The following is a 14,785-nucleotide window of genomic DNA, read 5'->3' on the forward strand; positions in this document are numbered from 1 at the left end:
ATGCCCACCACAGCCACCCCGCAGCCCGGCGCCCCGGCCGACCCGTACCGGCGGTACAACTTCCGGCTGCTCATCAACGGGGTCACCAACGGCCACTTCACCGAGATGACCGGGCTGGAGGTGAACATCCCCGGGCAGCCGTACCGGGAGCACGGCCTGGGCCGGATGCGGATGGTGCCCGGCCAGGCCGAGTACGAGCCGGTGACGCTGCACTTCGGCCTCACCGCCTCCCGCGAGCTGTGGGACTGGGTGAACGCCACCGCGCAGGGCACCCTCAACCGCCGCAACGTCTCCGTGGTGCTGCTCGACTCGGTCGGGACCGCCGAGATGCTGCGGTGGAACCTGATCGACGCCTGGCCCACCCGCTGGCGTGGCGCGCACCTCAACACCCTCAGCCACGAGATCGCCATCGCCTCGTTGACCCTGCGCTACGAGGGTCTGGAGCTGGAGACCGGCGGTGCCACCGCGCCGACACCCGCGTAGCTGGCTGGCCGGCCGGCTGCGCTCGGCTGCCGGGGCGGTGCAGCGCCTCGCCGGGCGGGTCGAGCCCGCCGAGGATCGTGCGCCCACCGGGGATCGTGCGCCCGCCGGGGATCGTGCGCCCGCCGGGGATCGTGCGCACGCCGGGGATCGTGCGCACGCCGGCCATCGTGCGCACGCCGAGGACCCGGGGCACGCCGAGCACCGGGCGCCACAGCCGTCGCCGGAGATGCCGGGGGCTCCACCGCGCCGCTTCGGGGAACCACCGCAGCACTGGCTGGACCTGGTCGCCGCCCACGCGCCCGGCCTGCTGCACGACCTGGACCTCGACCGGCCCGGTGCCGCACCGACGGAGGGGCGGGATGATCCCGCCGGCGGCTCCGACTTTGGCTCCGGCTTCGGCTCCGGCTCTGGCACCGGCTCTGGCACCGGCTCCGGCTCTGGCTCTGGCACCGACTTTGGCTTCGACTTCGACTTCGGCTTCGGCTCCGGCTCTGGCACCGACTTTGGCTCCGGCTCCGACTTTGGCCCCCGGGATCGGATCGATCAGGTCGGACCGGACCGGTGGACCACCGTGACCCGACCAGCTCGGGCCGCCGGCGAGGGGCCCGGGCTCCCTGCCGACCCGGCGGGTCGTCGTACCCCCGGCACGGGTGGTGGACTCGGCCGCGCGACCAGCATGAGCGGCCCGGACGCGGCCGCGCATTCCTACGGGCGTGACCGCCCGCCGTCCGCCGCACCGGACACAGTGGGTGACGACGGTATGGCCCGTCACGCCGGCACGGTGAACGCGACGTACGGCGTCGACGGGCCGGAGGCGGTGCGCGGGGTCGGATGGCCGGACGGGTCAGGCTCGACGGGCGCGGCCGGACGGTCGACGCGTGCGTCGAGGGCAGCCGACCGCTCCGGCGGTCCAGGGATGGGCGGCGCCAGCCCACGGGGTGACAGCGACGCCTCAGACGTCACCGCGACGGCCGAGGTGCCCCTCGCCTCGAACGCGGACCGACGTTCGCCGGGCCGGCTGCTGGACAGTTGGCGTCGACGCGCATCCCCACCGGGCGCGGCGGCAGGTCCGGCTCAAGACGACACCCCCGACACCGACACGAGGAGGCAGCCAAGAGTCGGAGAGCCAACCGCCTCGGCCAACTCTCCCCTCCACACCCTCCCTGCGCGGATCTTGGAAGATTTCGGCCCCTCCAGGGGCACTTTCCCTCCAAGATCTGAGACTGACTCGACGTACGTCGGTGGGACGGCGGCTGACGGCGGTCTCTGGCCGGCCCTGCCGGACGAGCGGGCACGGTCGGGGCAGCAGGTTGGCGAGCGGGTTGGACAGCACACCGCACCCCGCACCGGTCCGGGCCCCGGTGTGCCCTGGATCGGCTCGACGCACCGCGATCCGGGTGTACGAGGACTGGAGAGCGCGGCCGACGCGACGGCGTTCGACAGGTGGCCGGCGCTGCCCGACGACACCGCGCTGTGGTCGGTCGCCGGTACGGCGCTGGACAACGCTCAGTTGACCCGGCTGGACCGGGAACAGGCGGGTGGCTGATGGAACGTGTCGCCTTCCTCATCGACTCCACAGGCGTTCGGGTGGACTGCCTGCTCAACCCGGAGACCGTGCAGGTGACCCGGCTCGCCGGCGTACGTCATCGGGGTGCCGGCGGCGGACAGCTCACCGGGTCCGGGCTGGCCGACGACCCGCTGGTCTTCACCGGCGGCGGCCGGACCGAACTGGTGCTCGACCTGCTCTTTGACGTCGACTTCGTCCAGGCGCCGACCCGTCCGGCCGACGTACGGGTGCTCACCCGTCCCCTGTGGATGCTCGCGGAGAACTCGGCCGCCGAGCATGGCTGGCTGCGTCCGCCCCTGGTCCGGCTGGTGTGGGGGAAGACCTGGAACGTGCCCGGTGTGATCATCGCGGTGGCGGAGCGGTTCGACGCGTTCACCGGCACCGGCTCGCCCCGGCGTTCCTGGCTACGGCTGAAGCTGGTCCGCGCCGCCGAGACGGCCGACCAGGCCGAGGCGGGGTTCGCCGAGGAGTTGGCCGCGGCCAGCACCCCGACCGCCGCACCGGGCAGCGCGGTGATCGCCGCCGGTGACGGCGCGGCCGAGCCGGGCCGCTCCGGTGTGCGCTTCGACCTGCTGGCCAACGACGCGCTCGGCTCGCCGCTGCGGTGGCGCCTGCTGGCCGAACACAACCGGATCACCGACCCCCTCGCCGTGCCCGCCGGTACCACGCTCGCCGTCCCCCCGGCGGCCGGCGCCCGCGCCGGCGGTGTCCCGGCAAGCGGATCGACAGTCGCCGGTGCACTGGCCGGGATGGCGCAGGCGGTGGCCGGCGCGCTGAGCACCGGCCCCTCGACCGCCGGCAGCGGCACCACCGCAGCGGTCGTCTCCGGCGGGCGCGGCAACCCCGGGGGTACGCCGTGACTAGCGTCGCGCCCCGGGCCTTGCTCGTCCTGCTCGACGGCGCCGAGCTGACCGGCGCGGTTCGTCAGCGGATCCGCTCGCTACGGGTGGCGGCACGGCTGGACCAGCCCACGCAGGCGGAGCTCGTGCTCGCCACCTCCGTCGGCGTCGGCGCGTTCGACCCGGCGGTACGACCCGGCACGACGCTCGACGTCCGACTCGCCGACCACGCCGACGCCCTGTTCAGCGGGGAGGTCACCGCCGTGGAGGTCGAGTACGCCGCCGACGGAGCGGCGGTGCTGCGGTTGCGGGCGTACGACCCGCTGCACCGGCTGCGCAAGCGGCAGGGATTGCGGGTGTTCACCTCGGTGACCGCCGTCGAACTGGCCCGGGAACTGTGCGGCGCGGTGGGGCTCGAGGTGTCCGCCGAGGTCGACGGGCCACGGTTGGACCGGCTGTCGCAGCACCGGCACAGCGATCTGGAGTTGCTGTGCGAGGTGGTCGGCCGAGCCGGACTGCACCTGGCCGCCGACGGTGACGGGGTCCGGTTGGTCACCCTCGCGGGCTACGGGGAACCGGTCGCGCTGACCCTCGGCGCGGGCGTGCACACCCTGCGCCTGTCCACGAACGCCGACCAGGCCAGCGGTGCCAGTGCCGCGTTGGGCTGGCACCCGCAGCGGGCCGAGGTGATCAGCCAGCAGGCCGACGAGGCACGGTGTGGTCGGCCGGCGTTCGACCGACCGGACCCGGCCGACGTCGGCGCCGACGGGGTCCGCACCGCCGTCGACCAGCCGGGCCGCAGCGACGACGAGTTGGCGGCGCTGGCCCAGGCGCGACTGGACACCCGCGCGGCCACGCTGGTCACCGCCGAGGGGGTGGCCGAGGGCGATCCGGCGCTGCGACCGGGCCGGCGGATCGACCTGAGCGGTGTGCCCGAGCCCGTCGCCGGGGCGTACGTGCTGACCGAGGTGGTGCACACCGTGGACGGCAACGGACACCTGACCCGGTTCTCCACCGTGCCGCCGGTCGCCCCACCGACCCCGGCCGGCGGTGCGGTGGTCACCCTGGGCACGGTCACCGACGTCGCCGACCCCGACGGGTTGGGACGGGTCCGCCTGAGCCTGCCGGCGTACGGGGACCTGGACGCGGGGTGGCTCGCCGTGCTCTGCCCCGGCGCGGGGCGGGGCAAGGGCCTGGTGGCGCTGCCGGATCCGGACGACACCGTGCTGGTGGTGCTGCCCGGTGGCGAGCCGGCCTCGGGCATCGTGCTCGGTTCGCTGTTTGGCGCCGTCGAGCCGTACGACGCGGGCATCGACGACGGGAAGTCGCGGCGCTGGTCGCTGCGCACCGCCGGCGGGCAGTCGATCGTCGTCGACGACGTGCGGCGCAGCCTGCGGCTGGGCACCGAGGACGGCAGCTATCTGGAACTGACCCCCGACCTGGCCACGCTGCACGCGGCATCCGACCTGGTGATCTCCGCGCCCGGCCGGGCCATGGTGGTCCGCGCCCGCAGCGTGGACTTCCTGCGCGCCGAGTCGACCGAGGACCCGACCACCGCGGCGCGGCAGGCCCGAACGCTTGCCCGCGCCCACCACGAAGGAGGCGGCTGATGCGCTGGATCCACCGTGACTCCGTGATCACCTGCGATCACGACGGCCGGGTCGAGAACCGACCCTCGCAGCAGTGGGTGACCGTCACCGGCGTACCCGTGCTGGTGGACGACGACCCGCAGGCGCGCAGCATCACGGCCTGTCCCAACTACGGCCCGACGATCAAGCCGTGCGGCAAGACCCTCAGCGTCCGGGTCGGCTACAGCGACTGGCTGCGGGTCGGCGGGCACCGGGTGGTGCTGTCGCACCTGGAGGGGTTCACCGACGGCACCCCACCGGGGCTGGTCCACCACACGGTGCGCGACCCTGCTCAGAGGTTCCTCGGGGCGGACCGGTGAGGGCCTTCCGCTTCGTCGGGGCCGGCTTCGACGCCGGGCGCGGCGGTGGCCTGGCACTCACCGCGGCCGGCGGCCTGGCGATGACCGAGGGCGACGAGAGCGTACGGCAGGCGCTGTTCCTGCTCCTGTCGACCACGCCGGGCGAGCGGCTGATGCGACCCGGGTACGGGTCCCGGCTGCACCGGCTCGTCTTCGCCCCCAACGACGACACCACGGCGGGCCTGGCCATCCACTACGTCCGGCAGGCCATCGCCCGGTGGGAGCCACGGGTCGAGGTGATCGACGTGGACGCCGGGCCGGATCCGGACGACGCGTGGCGGCTGGTGATCCGGCTGGACTACCGGGTGCGCGCCAGCCTGACCCCCGGGCAGCTGGTCCTGTCCGTGGACCTGCTTCCCGCCGACGAACCCGCGCAGGGAGGACCGTCATGACGTTGCCCGTGCCGCATCTGGACGATCGCGGTTTCCTCGACCTCGTCACCGAGGCCCGGGAACGGATCCGGCAGTCCTGCCCGGCGTGGACCGACCTGTCGGCGCACGACCCCGGGATGGCCCTGGTGGAGGCGTTCGCCCACCTGACCGAGGTGATGATCTACCGGTTGAACCAGTTGCCGGACAAGGCGTACGTCTCGTTTCTGAACCTGCTCGGGGTCAGCCGGCACCCACCCACCGCGGCCTGGGCGGACGTCCGGTTCACCCGCAGCGGCAGCGACCGGGCGGCCATCCGGATCCCGGTCGGTCTGCGGGTCGCGGCGGCGCGCGGCGCGGATCCCCGGCCGGTCGTCTTCGTCACCACCGAGCCGACGCTGCTGCCCGCCGACGAGACGTCGGTGACGGTACGGATGCACCACTGCGAACTCATCGAGGCCGAGTTGCTCGGCGTGGGCACCGGCCAGCCGGGGCAGGTGCTGCGGGCCGCCCACGCGCCGTTGGCGCACACCGCCGAGCCGCTGGACCTGCTGCTCGGCGTGGAGGTGCCGGCCGGCACCGTGGAGTTGGGCGCGGCGGCCCGGGAGCACGACGGCCGCACGTTCGAGATCTGGCAGCCGGTGGACAGTTTCGCCGGGCTCGGCCCGCAGGCCAAGGCGTACCTGGTGGACCGTTGCTCGGGCACCGTCACCTTCGCCCCGGCCCTGGACCTGCGACCGCCGGCCGCGCCCGGCGACCTTGCGCCATCCGGCCCGGCGCCGGTGACGGTGGCGGCGGTGCCGCCGGCCGGGCGGCAGGTCCGGCTCTGGTACCGCGCCGGCGGCGGACCCACCGGCAACGTGGCGGCGGGCACGCTGACCAGCCTGCGCGACCCGCTACCCGGGGTACGCGTGGACAATCCCGCCCCGGCGGCCGGCGGCCGGGAGGTGGAGGCGTTGGAGTCGGTGCTGCTGCGCGGCCCGTACGAGTTCTTCGCCCAGCAACGGGCGGTCACCGCCCGCGATTTCGAGGTCCTCGCCACCAGCTCCGGGGCGGTGGCGCGGGCGCGGGCGTTCACCCGCGCGGCGGTGTACAGCTTCGCCCGGCCCGGTGAGGTCGAGGTGGTGCTGGTGCCGTACGTGCCGCCGACGGCCCGTCCCGGTGGCCGGTTGCCGGTGACCGTGCTGCGCGAGCACGAGGTGCCCGAGGCGCGTCGCCGGGTGGAGGCGGACCTGGAGGAACGGCGGATGGTCGGCATCCGGTCCCGGGCCACCTGGGCCCGGTTCAAGGCGGTGTCGGTCCGGGCCCGGGTGGTGGTCCGCCGGGAGGAGGACGTGGACGCGGTACGCCGCCGGATCCACGACCGGCTGCACCAGACGTTGAGTCCGCTGCCGACCGCGCTCAACCCGACCGGCTGGCCGTTCGGTGAGCCGCTGCGGGCGTCGAACGTGTACCGACTGCTGGAGCACGCCGAGCCGGGTGTGCGCTACGTCGAGTCGGTCCGGTTCGTGGTCGACGAGGCCCCGGACGCGGGAGTACGCGCCCTCGCCGTCGACCAGTACCAGCCGCGCACCTGGTACGCCGGGCGCGGTCCGGTGCTGTTCCGCTCCAGCAACGGCGGCGCGGGGTGGGAGCCGGCCGGCCGGTTCGACGAGGAGACGGTGCTGCGGGTGGCGCCCGCTCCCGCGCCGGTGCGGCCGGGCATCGTCGCGCGCCCCGGCTCCGTGGCCGTGGTGACGCTGCGATCGTCCGGCGGTTCCCGGGTGCACCTGAGCACCGACCTGGGCGAGACCTGGTCGCTGCTCACCGACCTGGACGCGCGGATCTCCGACGTGGCCTGGTTGGACCGCGACGGCGCGGGAGCGCTCCTGGTGGCCACCGACACCGGCCTGTACGAGGTGTCGTTGCTGCCCGGGGCGGTGCCGTTGCAGATCCTGGTCGACCCGTCCGACGCCGACCGGGGGTTCTACGCGGTGCGGGCGTTCGTCTCGGAGCGGGGCGCGCCGGGGGTGGCGGTGGCCGCGCAGGCCAGCTTCGGGGTGTACCTGTCGACCGCCGGCGGCCGACCGGGCAGCTTCACGCACGTGGGCCTGGCCAACGTGGACAACCGGGTGCTCGCCGTGCAGTACGACGGCCCGGCGACCCTGCTGTGGAGCGGCGCGGGCGAGCCGGACCCGAAGAAGCCCGGACAGGGTTGCCACCGCACCCGGTTGTTCGAGTCCGACGTGAAGTGGCAGCCGGTGCAGTCCGGCTGGGTCGGCGGCACGTGCCGTGACCTGGCGTTCGCCGGCCAGCTCGCGGTGGCGGCGACGCAGAGCGGCGGGGTGCTGCGGCTGGACACCCTGGGCGCGCAGCCGCAGTGGCAGTCGGTGTCGGTCAACTGCGGGTTGCCGCTGCGCGACCGGACCCGGTTCGTGCCGGTGGACGCCATCGCGGTGGGCGGTCCGACAGTCGGCGGCGCGGGCGGTGCGACCGGCGGCACGGGCACGGCGGAGCGGCTGCTCCTGGCCGGCGGCGAACGCGGCGTGCACCGCAGCGCCAACGCGGTCGACTGGACGCCCAGCGCCAACCAGGCCACCGCCGACGTGGTGACCGTCCCGGATACCTGGCTGCTCTGCTCCGGCGAGCACGACATCGAGGTGGTGCGCCAGGATGCGACGTTCGGCGATTGAACGGCTGCTGCCCGCCGCCTACCAGCGGGCCTGTGTGCCCGGCAGCGTGCTCTGGGCGCTGCTGGACGTGATGGAGGGGCTGCACGCCCCGGACGAGGCGATCCTCGCCGAGGTGGACGCCCTGTTCGACCCGTACCGGGCGCCGGACGGGCTGGTCGTGCGGTTGACCCGCTGGGTGGCGATGGACCACGTGGTGGCCTCACCCCGGCCGGACGCGCCCCTGCCGCTGCCGGTGGGACGACTGCGCGACCTGGTGGCCAACGCCGCCCTGCTGGCCCGGTGGCGTGGCACCCCGTACGGCATGCGGCGGGCCCTGGAACTGGCCACCGGTCTGCCGGGCTTCGCGATCGACGAGCCGACCGAACGGCCCTTCCACGTCGTGGTGCGGGTCCCGGCCGCCGCCGCCGGCCAACTCGCCGTGATCACCCGCATCGTCGAGGCGGAGAAACCCGCCTCGACCACCGTCGAGATCGTCCTGGAAGAGGAGTCGTCATGACCACCGAATGGGCGGTCGTCGCCGCCGCCGAGCAGTTCACCCTCGACCCGCGCAACAGCGGCGAGCTGACCTTCACCGTCTCCAACCCGGGCGCCGCACCGGACACGGTGGTGTTCGACGTGGCGCCCGGTGACGGCTCCCAGCGGGCGTGGTTCACCGTCGCCGAGCCGCAGCGGGTGGTACAGGGGCAGGGCTCGGTGTCGTTCCTGGTCACCCTCGCCGTACCCGCGGGCACCCCACCCCGGCGCTACGACATGACCGGGTTCGCGTACTCGGCGAACACCGCGCCGGAGGAGAGCTCCCGGTCCAGCGGTCGGGTCACCTACGAGGTACGGGCGGTCGCGCCGCCTCGGCGTACCCCATGGTTGTGGATCGCCGCCGCGGCGGCGTTGGTGCTGGTGGTGGTGGCCGTGGGGGTGGTCCTGCTGACCCGCGACGGCGCGCCGGATCCCGGCGAGCCGCGGGTGGTCACCATCGAGGCGGAGAGCCTGGTGGACGCCGCGGTCATCACGTCGCCGCAGAAGAGCAAGGCCGCCGTGGGCGCGCAGCCCAACTGCTGCGCGGTGACCTGGTCCGGGGACAAGCAGCTCTTCTTCACCGGCTTGGCGATCGGCGATCAGGTCACCGTGACGGTGCAGATCCCGGCCGACGGCATCTGGCGCTTCGCGACGGTGCGCACCACCTCGTTCGACTACGCCAACACCGTCTTCACCATCGACGGCAACCAGGTCGGCGGCACGTTCCTCGGCTTCACTCCGACGACGCAGAAGACGGAGTTCCTGGACGTCGGCACCGTCCAGCTCAGCAAGGGGGCACACCAGGTCACGCTGCTGGTGGTGGGCAAGACGCAGGGCACCAGCCGCTACTTCGCGGGTGTCGACCTGATCCGGTTCAGCGAGGTCGTCGTCGCACCGGTCGCCGCGCGATGAGTGGTCGGCAGAAGGCACTGCTGGGGCTGCTCGCCGTGCTGCTGGTGGCGCTGTTCGTGGTCGCGGTCGGCGTGGGCGGCGACGACCGGGGTGATCCGGGTGCCCGGCACGGGTTGGTCGACCGGTTGGGCGTGCTGGGCGGTGAGCGCGCGGCGGTGGATCCGGCCACGGTCGACGCCGACTGCGCCGACCAGACGGGCCGGTTGACGTTCTCCGGCAGGTGCGTGGTGCGGGTCGCCGATCCGGGTGGGCTGCGCACCCTGGTGCTGCGCAGCGCGGCACGGTTCACGGTCGTCGCGCCGGCGCCGGGCGACGCCGCCCTCACCATCCGCGACGAGGTCGAGCCGGCGTCCGACGGCACCGGCGCGGTGGCGAAGGTCGCGGTCGACCAGGCCACCGAGGTGGGCCTGATCTGCCCCGGCCTCGGTGGCTGCACGGTCGTCGTGGCCCCGTCCTGACCCTGATCGTCGCGGCCACGTCCTGACCGGATCGTCGCGGCGATCTGTTGAGCTGAGAGGAAGGTGCCGCCGTGGGTGACCTGCGTAAGCCGTTCCTGCTGCTGGCGATGCTCGCCATCGTCCTGGCGATCGGTGTGGAGTTGGGTGCCGGGCTGCTGCTGGGCGGCGCCGACGCCGGCGCGGCCCTCGCCGACACCGCCGGCGCGCTGGAGGTGGATCTCGACGACGTGTCCGGCGTCAGCGAGCCGTCCGGCCGGGCCACCGGCTACCTGGCGTTGGTCGACGCGGTGGCGGTCTGGAGCACCGGGTTGTTCTGCCTGGGCATGCTGCTGCCCGAACGCGTCCAGGGCCGGGTGCAGGGCGTCGCGAGCCTGATTTTCTCGATCATCCTGATCATCGTCGGGCTGGTCGCGCTGGTCATCGCGTTCGTGGAGCTGTCCATCATGGTGTCGCTGTTTCTGGCGGTCCCGTTCGGCACGATCGCGTACCTGGCGCTGTGGGGGTTCTTCCCGGTCGGCGAGGCGGCGCTGCTGCTGGGGCTGGTGCTGCTGCTCAAGCTGGTGTGGGCCGGGCTGTTGGTGCTCGCCCAGCCGCGCTTCCTGCAGAACAAGGGCCTCGTCCTGCTGATCCTCACCACCCTGCTGTGCACTGTCGTCCTGGAGTTCCTGCACCACCTGGTGCCGGTGATCCTGGTCAGCATCGTCGACGACGTGGCGGCACTGGTGTTCGCGGTGATCGCGATCATCTGGGGGCTGGTGCTGCTGATCGGGTCGATCCCGGCGATCGTGAAGGCCATCCGGGTGACGGCCGCCCTGCCGGCCCGACGCCCACCGCGGTGATCCCAACGCCCACCCCGGTGATCCCAACGCCCACCCCGGTGATCATGAGGTTATCGCCATCCACCGCGGCGTGTCGTGTCGCCAACCTCATGATCGACGGGTTGGCGCGGCGGCCGGTCACTCCACCTTGGTCAGCAGGGGCTTGCCCTTCTCGACCACGTAGGTGGCCAGCTCCACCGCTATGCCGTCGCCTACGTTGCGGGCCTGGTGGTGGACGCCGTAGGGCACGGTCAGCGCGTCGCCGACATTGCACACGATCGGCGGCTGGCCTTCGAGCGTGTACTCCAGAGACCCCTGAAGAACGCAGATGATCTCCTCGCCGGGGTGGAAGTGCTTGAACGGCGGCGAGTCCGGCGTGAACTCCACCCGACTCTGGACGACCTCCCGTCCGGGGATGCTGAGATCGTGTTTCTGCAGATCGACGCGCCACAGTCCGGGCGCCCCCTGCACCGCCGTCGGACTGATGCCCTCCGGTCGATCCTCTCCGCTCATCACGGCCCCCTGTACGCCGTCGCGCAGACGGCACCCGCTCCGGTTGGCATGTCGGCTCGAGGATAAGGGGCCGCCGACCTGCCGGGGGCAGGGATGCCGAACGAGGGAGCTTCAGTGCGGTGAGCTGGGGTGATCGGTCAGGTCGGACAGGGCGAGCACGGCGATCGCCTCCAGGGCGAAGGGCTCCAGATCGTCGAACCAGCGGGGATAGGCTCCCCGCCGGCTGAAGAACCGGATTGTCGCCCCCTGCAGGGCGAAGTCCTCGTCGTCCACGTCGACGAAGATGGCGACGGTCGCGAGGAGCGTGTCCGAGCCCGGCAGACCACGCGCCCCCGCCAGCATCCGTCGAGCGAAATACAGGCCACGGGACGCCGCCCGGGGCAGGAAGTCGGGTGACTCTCTGCCCAGATCGGTCACCGACACGTGCACGTCGTTGACCTCGTACTCGCCCTCCCCCAGCGACTCCGCCGGAACGTCGTGCCCGTCGTGCGGCCGATGCGCGACCAGCACGAGCGCACCGCTCGGCTCCACCGCCCAGCCCGCATCGAGCGTGTCCTGCTCGATCGACGGAAGGGTCGGCTGATCGGCGGCGAAGGCCGCACTGCCCAGCAGGCTCCGCATGGCGGCGTTGGTCCTCAAGACCAGGGCCGACCCTCCGTCCGGTCGAGCGCTATCGATGGTCCGCAGCAGACTACCCCCTGGCCGCGACCACGGCTGCGTCCGCGCGGTGGCTCGTCGAGTCGCCGAACAGGGTCAGCCGGTCGGGATGCGCGGACCTGCGGGGCAGTGCGGGTCCGGGCCGTGGGGTGCGGCCGGGGAAGGCGCCGGCCGGGCGTACGGCCCCGGGCCGGTCGAGTCGCGGATGACCAGGTCGGTCTGGAGCATGACCCGCGCGGTGGTACGACGGACGCCGAGCGCCGGGCCGGAACCGGGTCCCCGCGCGCCGCGTGGTGACTCGACGTCCTGTTGCAGCAGCATGTCGACGGCCGTCCGGCCGGCGGCCCCGGTGGGTGTGGCCACCGTCGTCAGTTTGGGGCGGGTGAGCCGGCTCAGGGTGATGTCGTCGACCCCGACGACGCTCACCTCCTGCGGCACCCGCACCCCGAGCGCGTCCAGCCGTTCGACGAGGCCGATCGCCATCAGGTCGTTGTAGGCGAGCACGGCCGACACTCCACTGCGTCGCACCTGCTCGGCGACGGCGGCGCCGCCGACCTCGGTGGGCGCGTTCGGGCCGAGCACGGTCAGCTCCGCGCCGCCGGCTCGGGCGGCCGTGCCGGCGGCACGGCGCATCTCCCGGTTGGTCCACGAGTTGCGCGGGCCACCGAGCAGCGCGATGTCGCGGTGCCCCAGGCCGACCAGGTGCTCGATCGCCGAGCGGGCGCCCTGCCCGACGTCCATCAGTACGCAGGGCAGGCCGGTCACCTGACGGTTCACCACCACCAGCGGCACCTCGCGGCTGAGCTGCTCGATCAGGCTGTTGCTCATCCGCGGGCTGCACAGCAGCACCCCGTCCACCTGCTTGGCCAGCGCGTGGACCAACTCCTCCTCGGCGGTCGGGTCCTCGTTGGTGTCGGCCACGAAGACGTGGTAGTCGCGGCGTCGGGCCTGGCTCTCCGCCGCCTTGATCAGCGGCGGGAAGTACGGGTTCGCGATGTCCGCGATGATCAGCCCGAGGTTGTGCGTCCGCCCGGTGATCAGGGCTCGGGCGGCGCGGTTCGGCCGGTAGCCCAGGTCCTCCGCGCAGGTCAGCACGCGGACCCGGGTGTCCGGGTTGACCAGGTGCGGGGCGGAGAAGGTGCGGGACACGGTGGAGATGTGCACACCGGACGCGCGGGCGACGTCCCGGATGGTGACGGGCACGGCTGACCCTTCGTCCGAGGTGGCGGCGGTGCCGTGGGTGTGGCCATTAATGCAAACGGTTGCAGCATTGTCAATAGCCGCGCGGTTTGAAGCGCGGACACGCCGATCTGCGGCCGTACGAAATCGGTGATCGCCGCCGGTTGACTCGGTCGCATTGATCGTGATTACTTCATTGCAAACCTTTGCAGGATCACCGGGAGGCGGCCGCATGTCACCGAGACCGGCGGCCGGGTGACTGTCGCGTTCGACCACCGCCAGCCGGTCCGGGTCACCGACCTGCTCACCTCCCGCTGACCAGGAGACGAGGAGCCCCTCCCCCGTGCCGACGTTCGACCACACCGACCTGCTCCTGCCGCCCGAACCGGGCCAGCGCGCGCTGGCCCGGGAGCTGTACGTCCTCGCGGCGGAGCAGCCGATCATCTCGCCGCACGGGCACGTCGACCCGGCCCTGCTCGCCGAGGATCGGCCCTTCCCGGACCCGGCGCGGTTGCTCATCGTGCCCGACCACTACCTGACGAGGATGCTGCTCAGCCAGGGCGTCCCCCCGTCCGACCTGGGTGTTCCCACCCGCGACGGCAGCCCGGTGGAGACCGACGGCCGGGTGATCTGGCGGCGCCTCGCCACGCACTGGCACCTGTTCCGGGGCACCCCGTCGCGGCTCTGGCTGGAGCAGACCTTCCGCACCGTGTTCGGGGTGCACACCGCGTTCGGTGCGGCCACCGCCGACGAGATCTACGACGAGATCGCCGCCCGGCTCGCCGAGCCGGACTTCCGGCCCCGGGCGCTGTTCGAGCGGTTCGGCATCGAGGTCCTCGCCACCACCGAGTCGCCACTTGACGACCTGAGCCAGCACGCCACACTGGCCGCCGACGGCTGGGGCGGGCCGGGCGGCCGGGTGGTCACCACCTTCCGCCCGGACGACGTGGTGGACATGGAGTACGACGGCTGGTCGACGAACGTGGACCGGCTCGGCGAGCGGGCCGGCGAGGACACCGGCACGTACGCCGGCTATCTGGCTGCCCTGCGGACCCGACGGGCCGCGTTCATCGCCGCCGGGGCGACCTCCACCGACCACGGCCACCCCACCGCGCGCACCCTGGACCTGACGCCGGCCGAGGCCGAGCGGCTCTACGACCGGGGCCGGCGCGGCGAGGCGGACGCCGCCGACGCGGAGGCGTTCCGGGCGCACATGCTGATGGAGTTCGCCCGGATGTCGCTCGACGACGGCCTGGTCATGCAGCTGCACCCCGGCGCGGTGCGCAACCACAACAGGTGGCTGCACGCCCGGCACGGCCGGGACGTGGGCGGCGACATCCCGCAGGCCACCGAGTACGTGCACGCCCTCGCCCCACTGCTGGAGCGCCACGGCAACGATCCCCGCCTGCGGCTGGTGCTCTACACCCTCGACGAGGACACCTTCACCCGCGAGCTGGCGCCCCTCGCGGGCGGGTACGCCGCGGTGCTGCTCGGCGCGCCCTGGTGGTTCCTGGACTCCCCCGAGGTGTTGCGCCGGTTCCGGGAGACGGTCACCGAGACCGCCGGCTTCTACAACACCACCGGGTTCGTCGACGACACCCGGGCGTTCTGCTCCATCCCGGTCCGTCACGACGTGGCCCGTCGGGTCGACGCCGGCTTCCTGGCCCGGCTGGTCGCCGAGCACCGGCTGCCGATGGACGAGGCCGCCGAGACCATCGTGGACCTGGCGTACCGGCTGCCCAAGCGGGTCTTCAACTTCGAGCGGAACGGCCGGTGAGCGCGAGGAGTGCAGCGCAGCGGAGCCCCGCAGTCGCGAACG

General features: G+C 73.2%; 15 protein-coding genes. 12 read left to right on the top strand and 3 right to left on the bottom strand.

Annotated elements, in window-relative coordinates:
* The 11 genes from AB0C25_RS11510 (at nt 1) to AB0C25_RS11560 (ending at nt 10,638) form a co-directional block, all read left to right on the top strand.
* The gene (locus AB0C25_RS11510) at nt 1-483 is read left to right on the top strand and encodes a phage tail protein (protein ID WP_357372116.1); all 483 of its coding nucleotides are present in this window, start codon (nt 1-3) and stop codon (nt 481-483) included.
* Complete coding sequence (locus tag AB0C25_RS11515) at nt 458-2,029, top strand: hypothetical protein (RefSeq protein WP_357372118.1); 1,572 nt, start codon at nt 458-460, stop codon at nt 2,027-2,029. The genes AB0C25_RS11510 and AB0C25_RS11515 overlap by 26 nt, the downstream gene beginning before the upstream one ends.
* Nucleotides 2,029-2,910, top strand: a complete 882-nt coding sequence (locus AB0C25_RS11520) for a hypothetical protein (protein WP_357372120.1) — start codon at nt 2,029-2,031, stop codon at nt 2,908-2,910. The genes AB0C25_RS11515 and AB0C25_RS11520 overlap by 1 nt, the downstream gene beginning before the upstream one ends.
* The gene (locus AB0C25_RS11525) at nt 2,907-4,499 is read left to right on the top strand and encodes a phage baseplate assembly protein V (RefSeq protein WP_357372122.1); all 1,593 of its coding nucleotides are present in this window, start codon (nt 2,907-2,909) and stop codon (nt 4,497-4,499) included. The genes AB0C25_RS11520 and AB0C25_RS11525 overlap by 4 nt, the downstream gene beginning before the upstream one ends.
* Complete coding sequence (locus AB0C25_RS11530) at nt 4,499-4,837, top strand: hypothetical protein (protein WP_357372124.1); 339 nt, start codon at nt 4,499-4,501, stop codon at nt 4,835-4,837. Before AB0C25_RS11525 ends, AB0C25_RS11530 begins: the two co-directional genes overlap by 1 nt.
* Nucleotides 4,834-5,268, top strand: a complete 435-nt coding sequence (locus AB0C25_RS11535; protein ID WP_357255674.1) for a GPW/gp25 family protein — start codon at nt 4,834-4,836, stop codon at nt 5,266-5,268. Before AB0C25_RS11530 ends, AB0C25_RS11535 begins: the two co-directional genes overlap by 4 nt.
* Nucleotides 5,265-7,916 carry a putative baseplate assembly protein gene (locus AB0C25_RS11540; RefSeq protein WP_357372126.1) on the top strand — a complete coding sequence of 884 codons (2,652 nt, stop codon included), beginning with the start codon at nt 5,265-5,267 and terminating at the stop codon, nt 7,914-7,916. The genes AB0C25_RS11535 and AB0C25_RS11540 overlap by 4 nt, the downstream gene beginning before the upstream one ends.
* Nucleotides 7,897-8,412: a phage tail protein gene (locus AB0C25_RS11545; protein WP_357255670.1), complete on the top strand. Its 516-nt coding sequence runs from the start codon at nt 7,897-7,899 to the stop codon at nt 8,410-8,412. The genes AB0C25_RS11540 and AB0C25_RS11545 overlap by 20 nt, the downstream gene beginning before the upstream one ends.
* Nucleotides 8,409-9,341 (top strand): hypothetical protein, encoded by a 933-nt coding sequence (locus AB0C25_RS11550; RefSeq protein WP_357372128.1) that lies wholly within the window; start codon nt 8,409-8,411, stop codon nt 9,339-9,341. Before AB0C25_RS11545 ends, AB0C25_RS11550 begins: the two co-directional genes overlap by 4 nt.
* On the top strand, nt 9,338-9,799 hold the full coding sequence (locus tag AB0C25_RS11555) for a hypothetical protein (protein WP_357372130.1): 462 nt from the start codon (nt 9,338-9,340) through the stop codon (nt 9,797-9,799). Before AB0C25_RS11550 ends, AB0C25_RS11555 begins: the two co-directional genes overlap by 4 nt.
* Before the next feature lie 71 nt (nt 9,800-9,870).
* Nucleotides 9,871-10,638 carry a hypothetical protein gene (locus AB0C25_RS11560; protein WP_357372132.1) on the top strand — a complete coding sequence of 256 codons (768 nt, stop codon included), beginning with the start codon at nt 9,871-9,873 and terminating at the stop codon, nt 10,636-10,638.
* A 117-nt stretch (nt 10,639-10,755) separates the two neighbouring features.
* On the opposite strand, the gene AB0C25_RS11565 is transcribed toward AB0C25_RS11560, so the two are convergent.
* The 3 genes from AB0C25_RS11565 to AB0C25_RS11575 form a co-directional block, all read right to left on the bottom strand.
* Nucleotides 10,756-11,130 carry a cupin domain-containing protein gene (locus AB0C25_RS11565; protein WP_357372134.1) on the bottom strand — a complete coding sequence of 125 codons (375 nt, stop codon included), beginning with the start codon at nt 11,128-11,130 and terminating at the stop codon, nt 10,756-10,758.
* Between the two features lie 111 nt (nt 11,131-11,241).
* Nucleotides 11,242-11,751: a hypothetical protein gene (locus AB0C25_RS11570; RefSeq protein ID WP_357372136.1), complete on the bottom strand. Its 510-nt coding sequence runs from the start codon at nt 11,749-11,751 to the stop codon at nt 11,242-11,244.
* Between the two features lie 132 nt (nt 11,752-11,883).
* The gene (locus AB0C25_RS11575) at nt 11,884-12,990 is read right to left on the bottom strand and encodes a LacI family DNA-binding transcriptional regulator (RefSeq protein ID WP_357372138.1); all 1,107 of its coding nucleotides are present in this window, start codon (nt 12,988-12,990) and stop codon (nt 11,884-11,886) included.
* 319 nt (nt 12,991-13,309) lie between these two features.
* On the opposite strand from AB0C25_RS11575, the gene uxaC reads away from it, so the two are divergent.
* Nucleotides 13,310-14,743, top strand: a complete 1,434-nt coding sequence (uxaC, locus tag AB0C25_RS11580; protein ID WP_357372140.1) for a glucuronate isomerase — start codon at nt 13,310-13,312, stop codon at nt 14,741-14,743.
* The last annotated feature ends 42 nt before the right edge of the window (nt 14,744-14,785 follow it).

It is taken from the genome of Micromonospora sp. NPDC048839 (assembly GCF_040649915.1).
Lineage (GTDB): Bacteria > Actinomycetota > Actinomycetes > Mycobacteriales > Micromonosporaceae > Micromonospora.

Bases quoted from the DNA above. Each gene is read 5' to 3' on its own strand.
- AB0C25_RS11545 (WP_357255670.1), top strand. From the start codon at position 7,897: ATGCGACGTTCGGCGATTGAACGGCTGCTGCCCGCCGCCTACCAGCGG.
- AB0C25_RS11550 (WP_357372128.1), top strand. From the start codon at position 8,409: ATGACCACCGAATGGGCGGTCGTCGCCGCCGCCGAGCAGTTCACCCTC.
- AB0C25_RS11570 (WP_357372136.1), bottom strand. From the start codon at position 11,751: ATGCGGAGCCTGCTGGGCAGTGCGGCCTTCGCCGCCGATCAGCCGACC.
- AB0C25_RS11530 (WP_357372124.1), top strand. From the start codon at position 4,499: ATGCGCTGGATCCACCGTGACTCCGTGATCACCTGCGATCACGACGGC.
- AB0C25_RS11510 (WP_357372116.1), top strand. From the start codon at position 1: ATGCCCACCACAGCCACCCCGCAGCCCGGCGCCCCGGCCGACCCGTAC.
- AB0C25_RS11540 (WP_357372126.1), top strand. From the start codon at position 5,265: ATGACGTTGCCCGTGCCGCATCTGGACGATCGCGGTTTCCTCGACCTC.
- AB0C25_RS11555 (WP_357372130.1), top strand. From the start codon at position 9,338: ATGAGTGGTCGGCAGAAGGCACTGCTGGGGCTGCTCGCCGTGCTGCTG.
- AB0C25_RS11520 (WP_357372120.1), top strand. From the start codon at position 2,029: ATGGAACGTGTCGCCTTCCTCATCGACTCCACAGGCGTTCGGGTGGAC.
- AB0C25_RS11565 (WP_357372134.1), bottom strand. From the start codon at position 11,130: ATGAGCGGAGAGGATCGACCGGAGGGCATCAGTCCGACGGCGGTGCAG.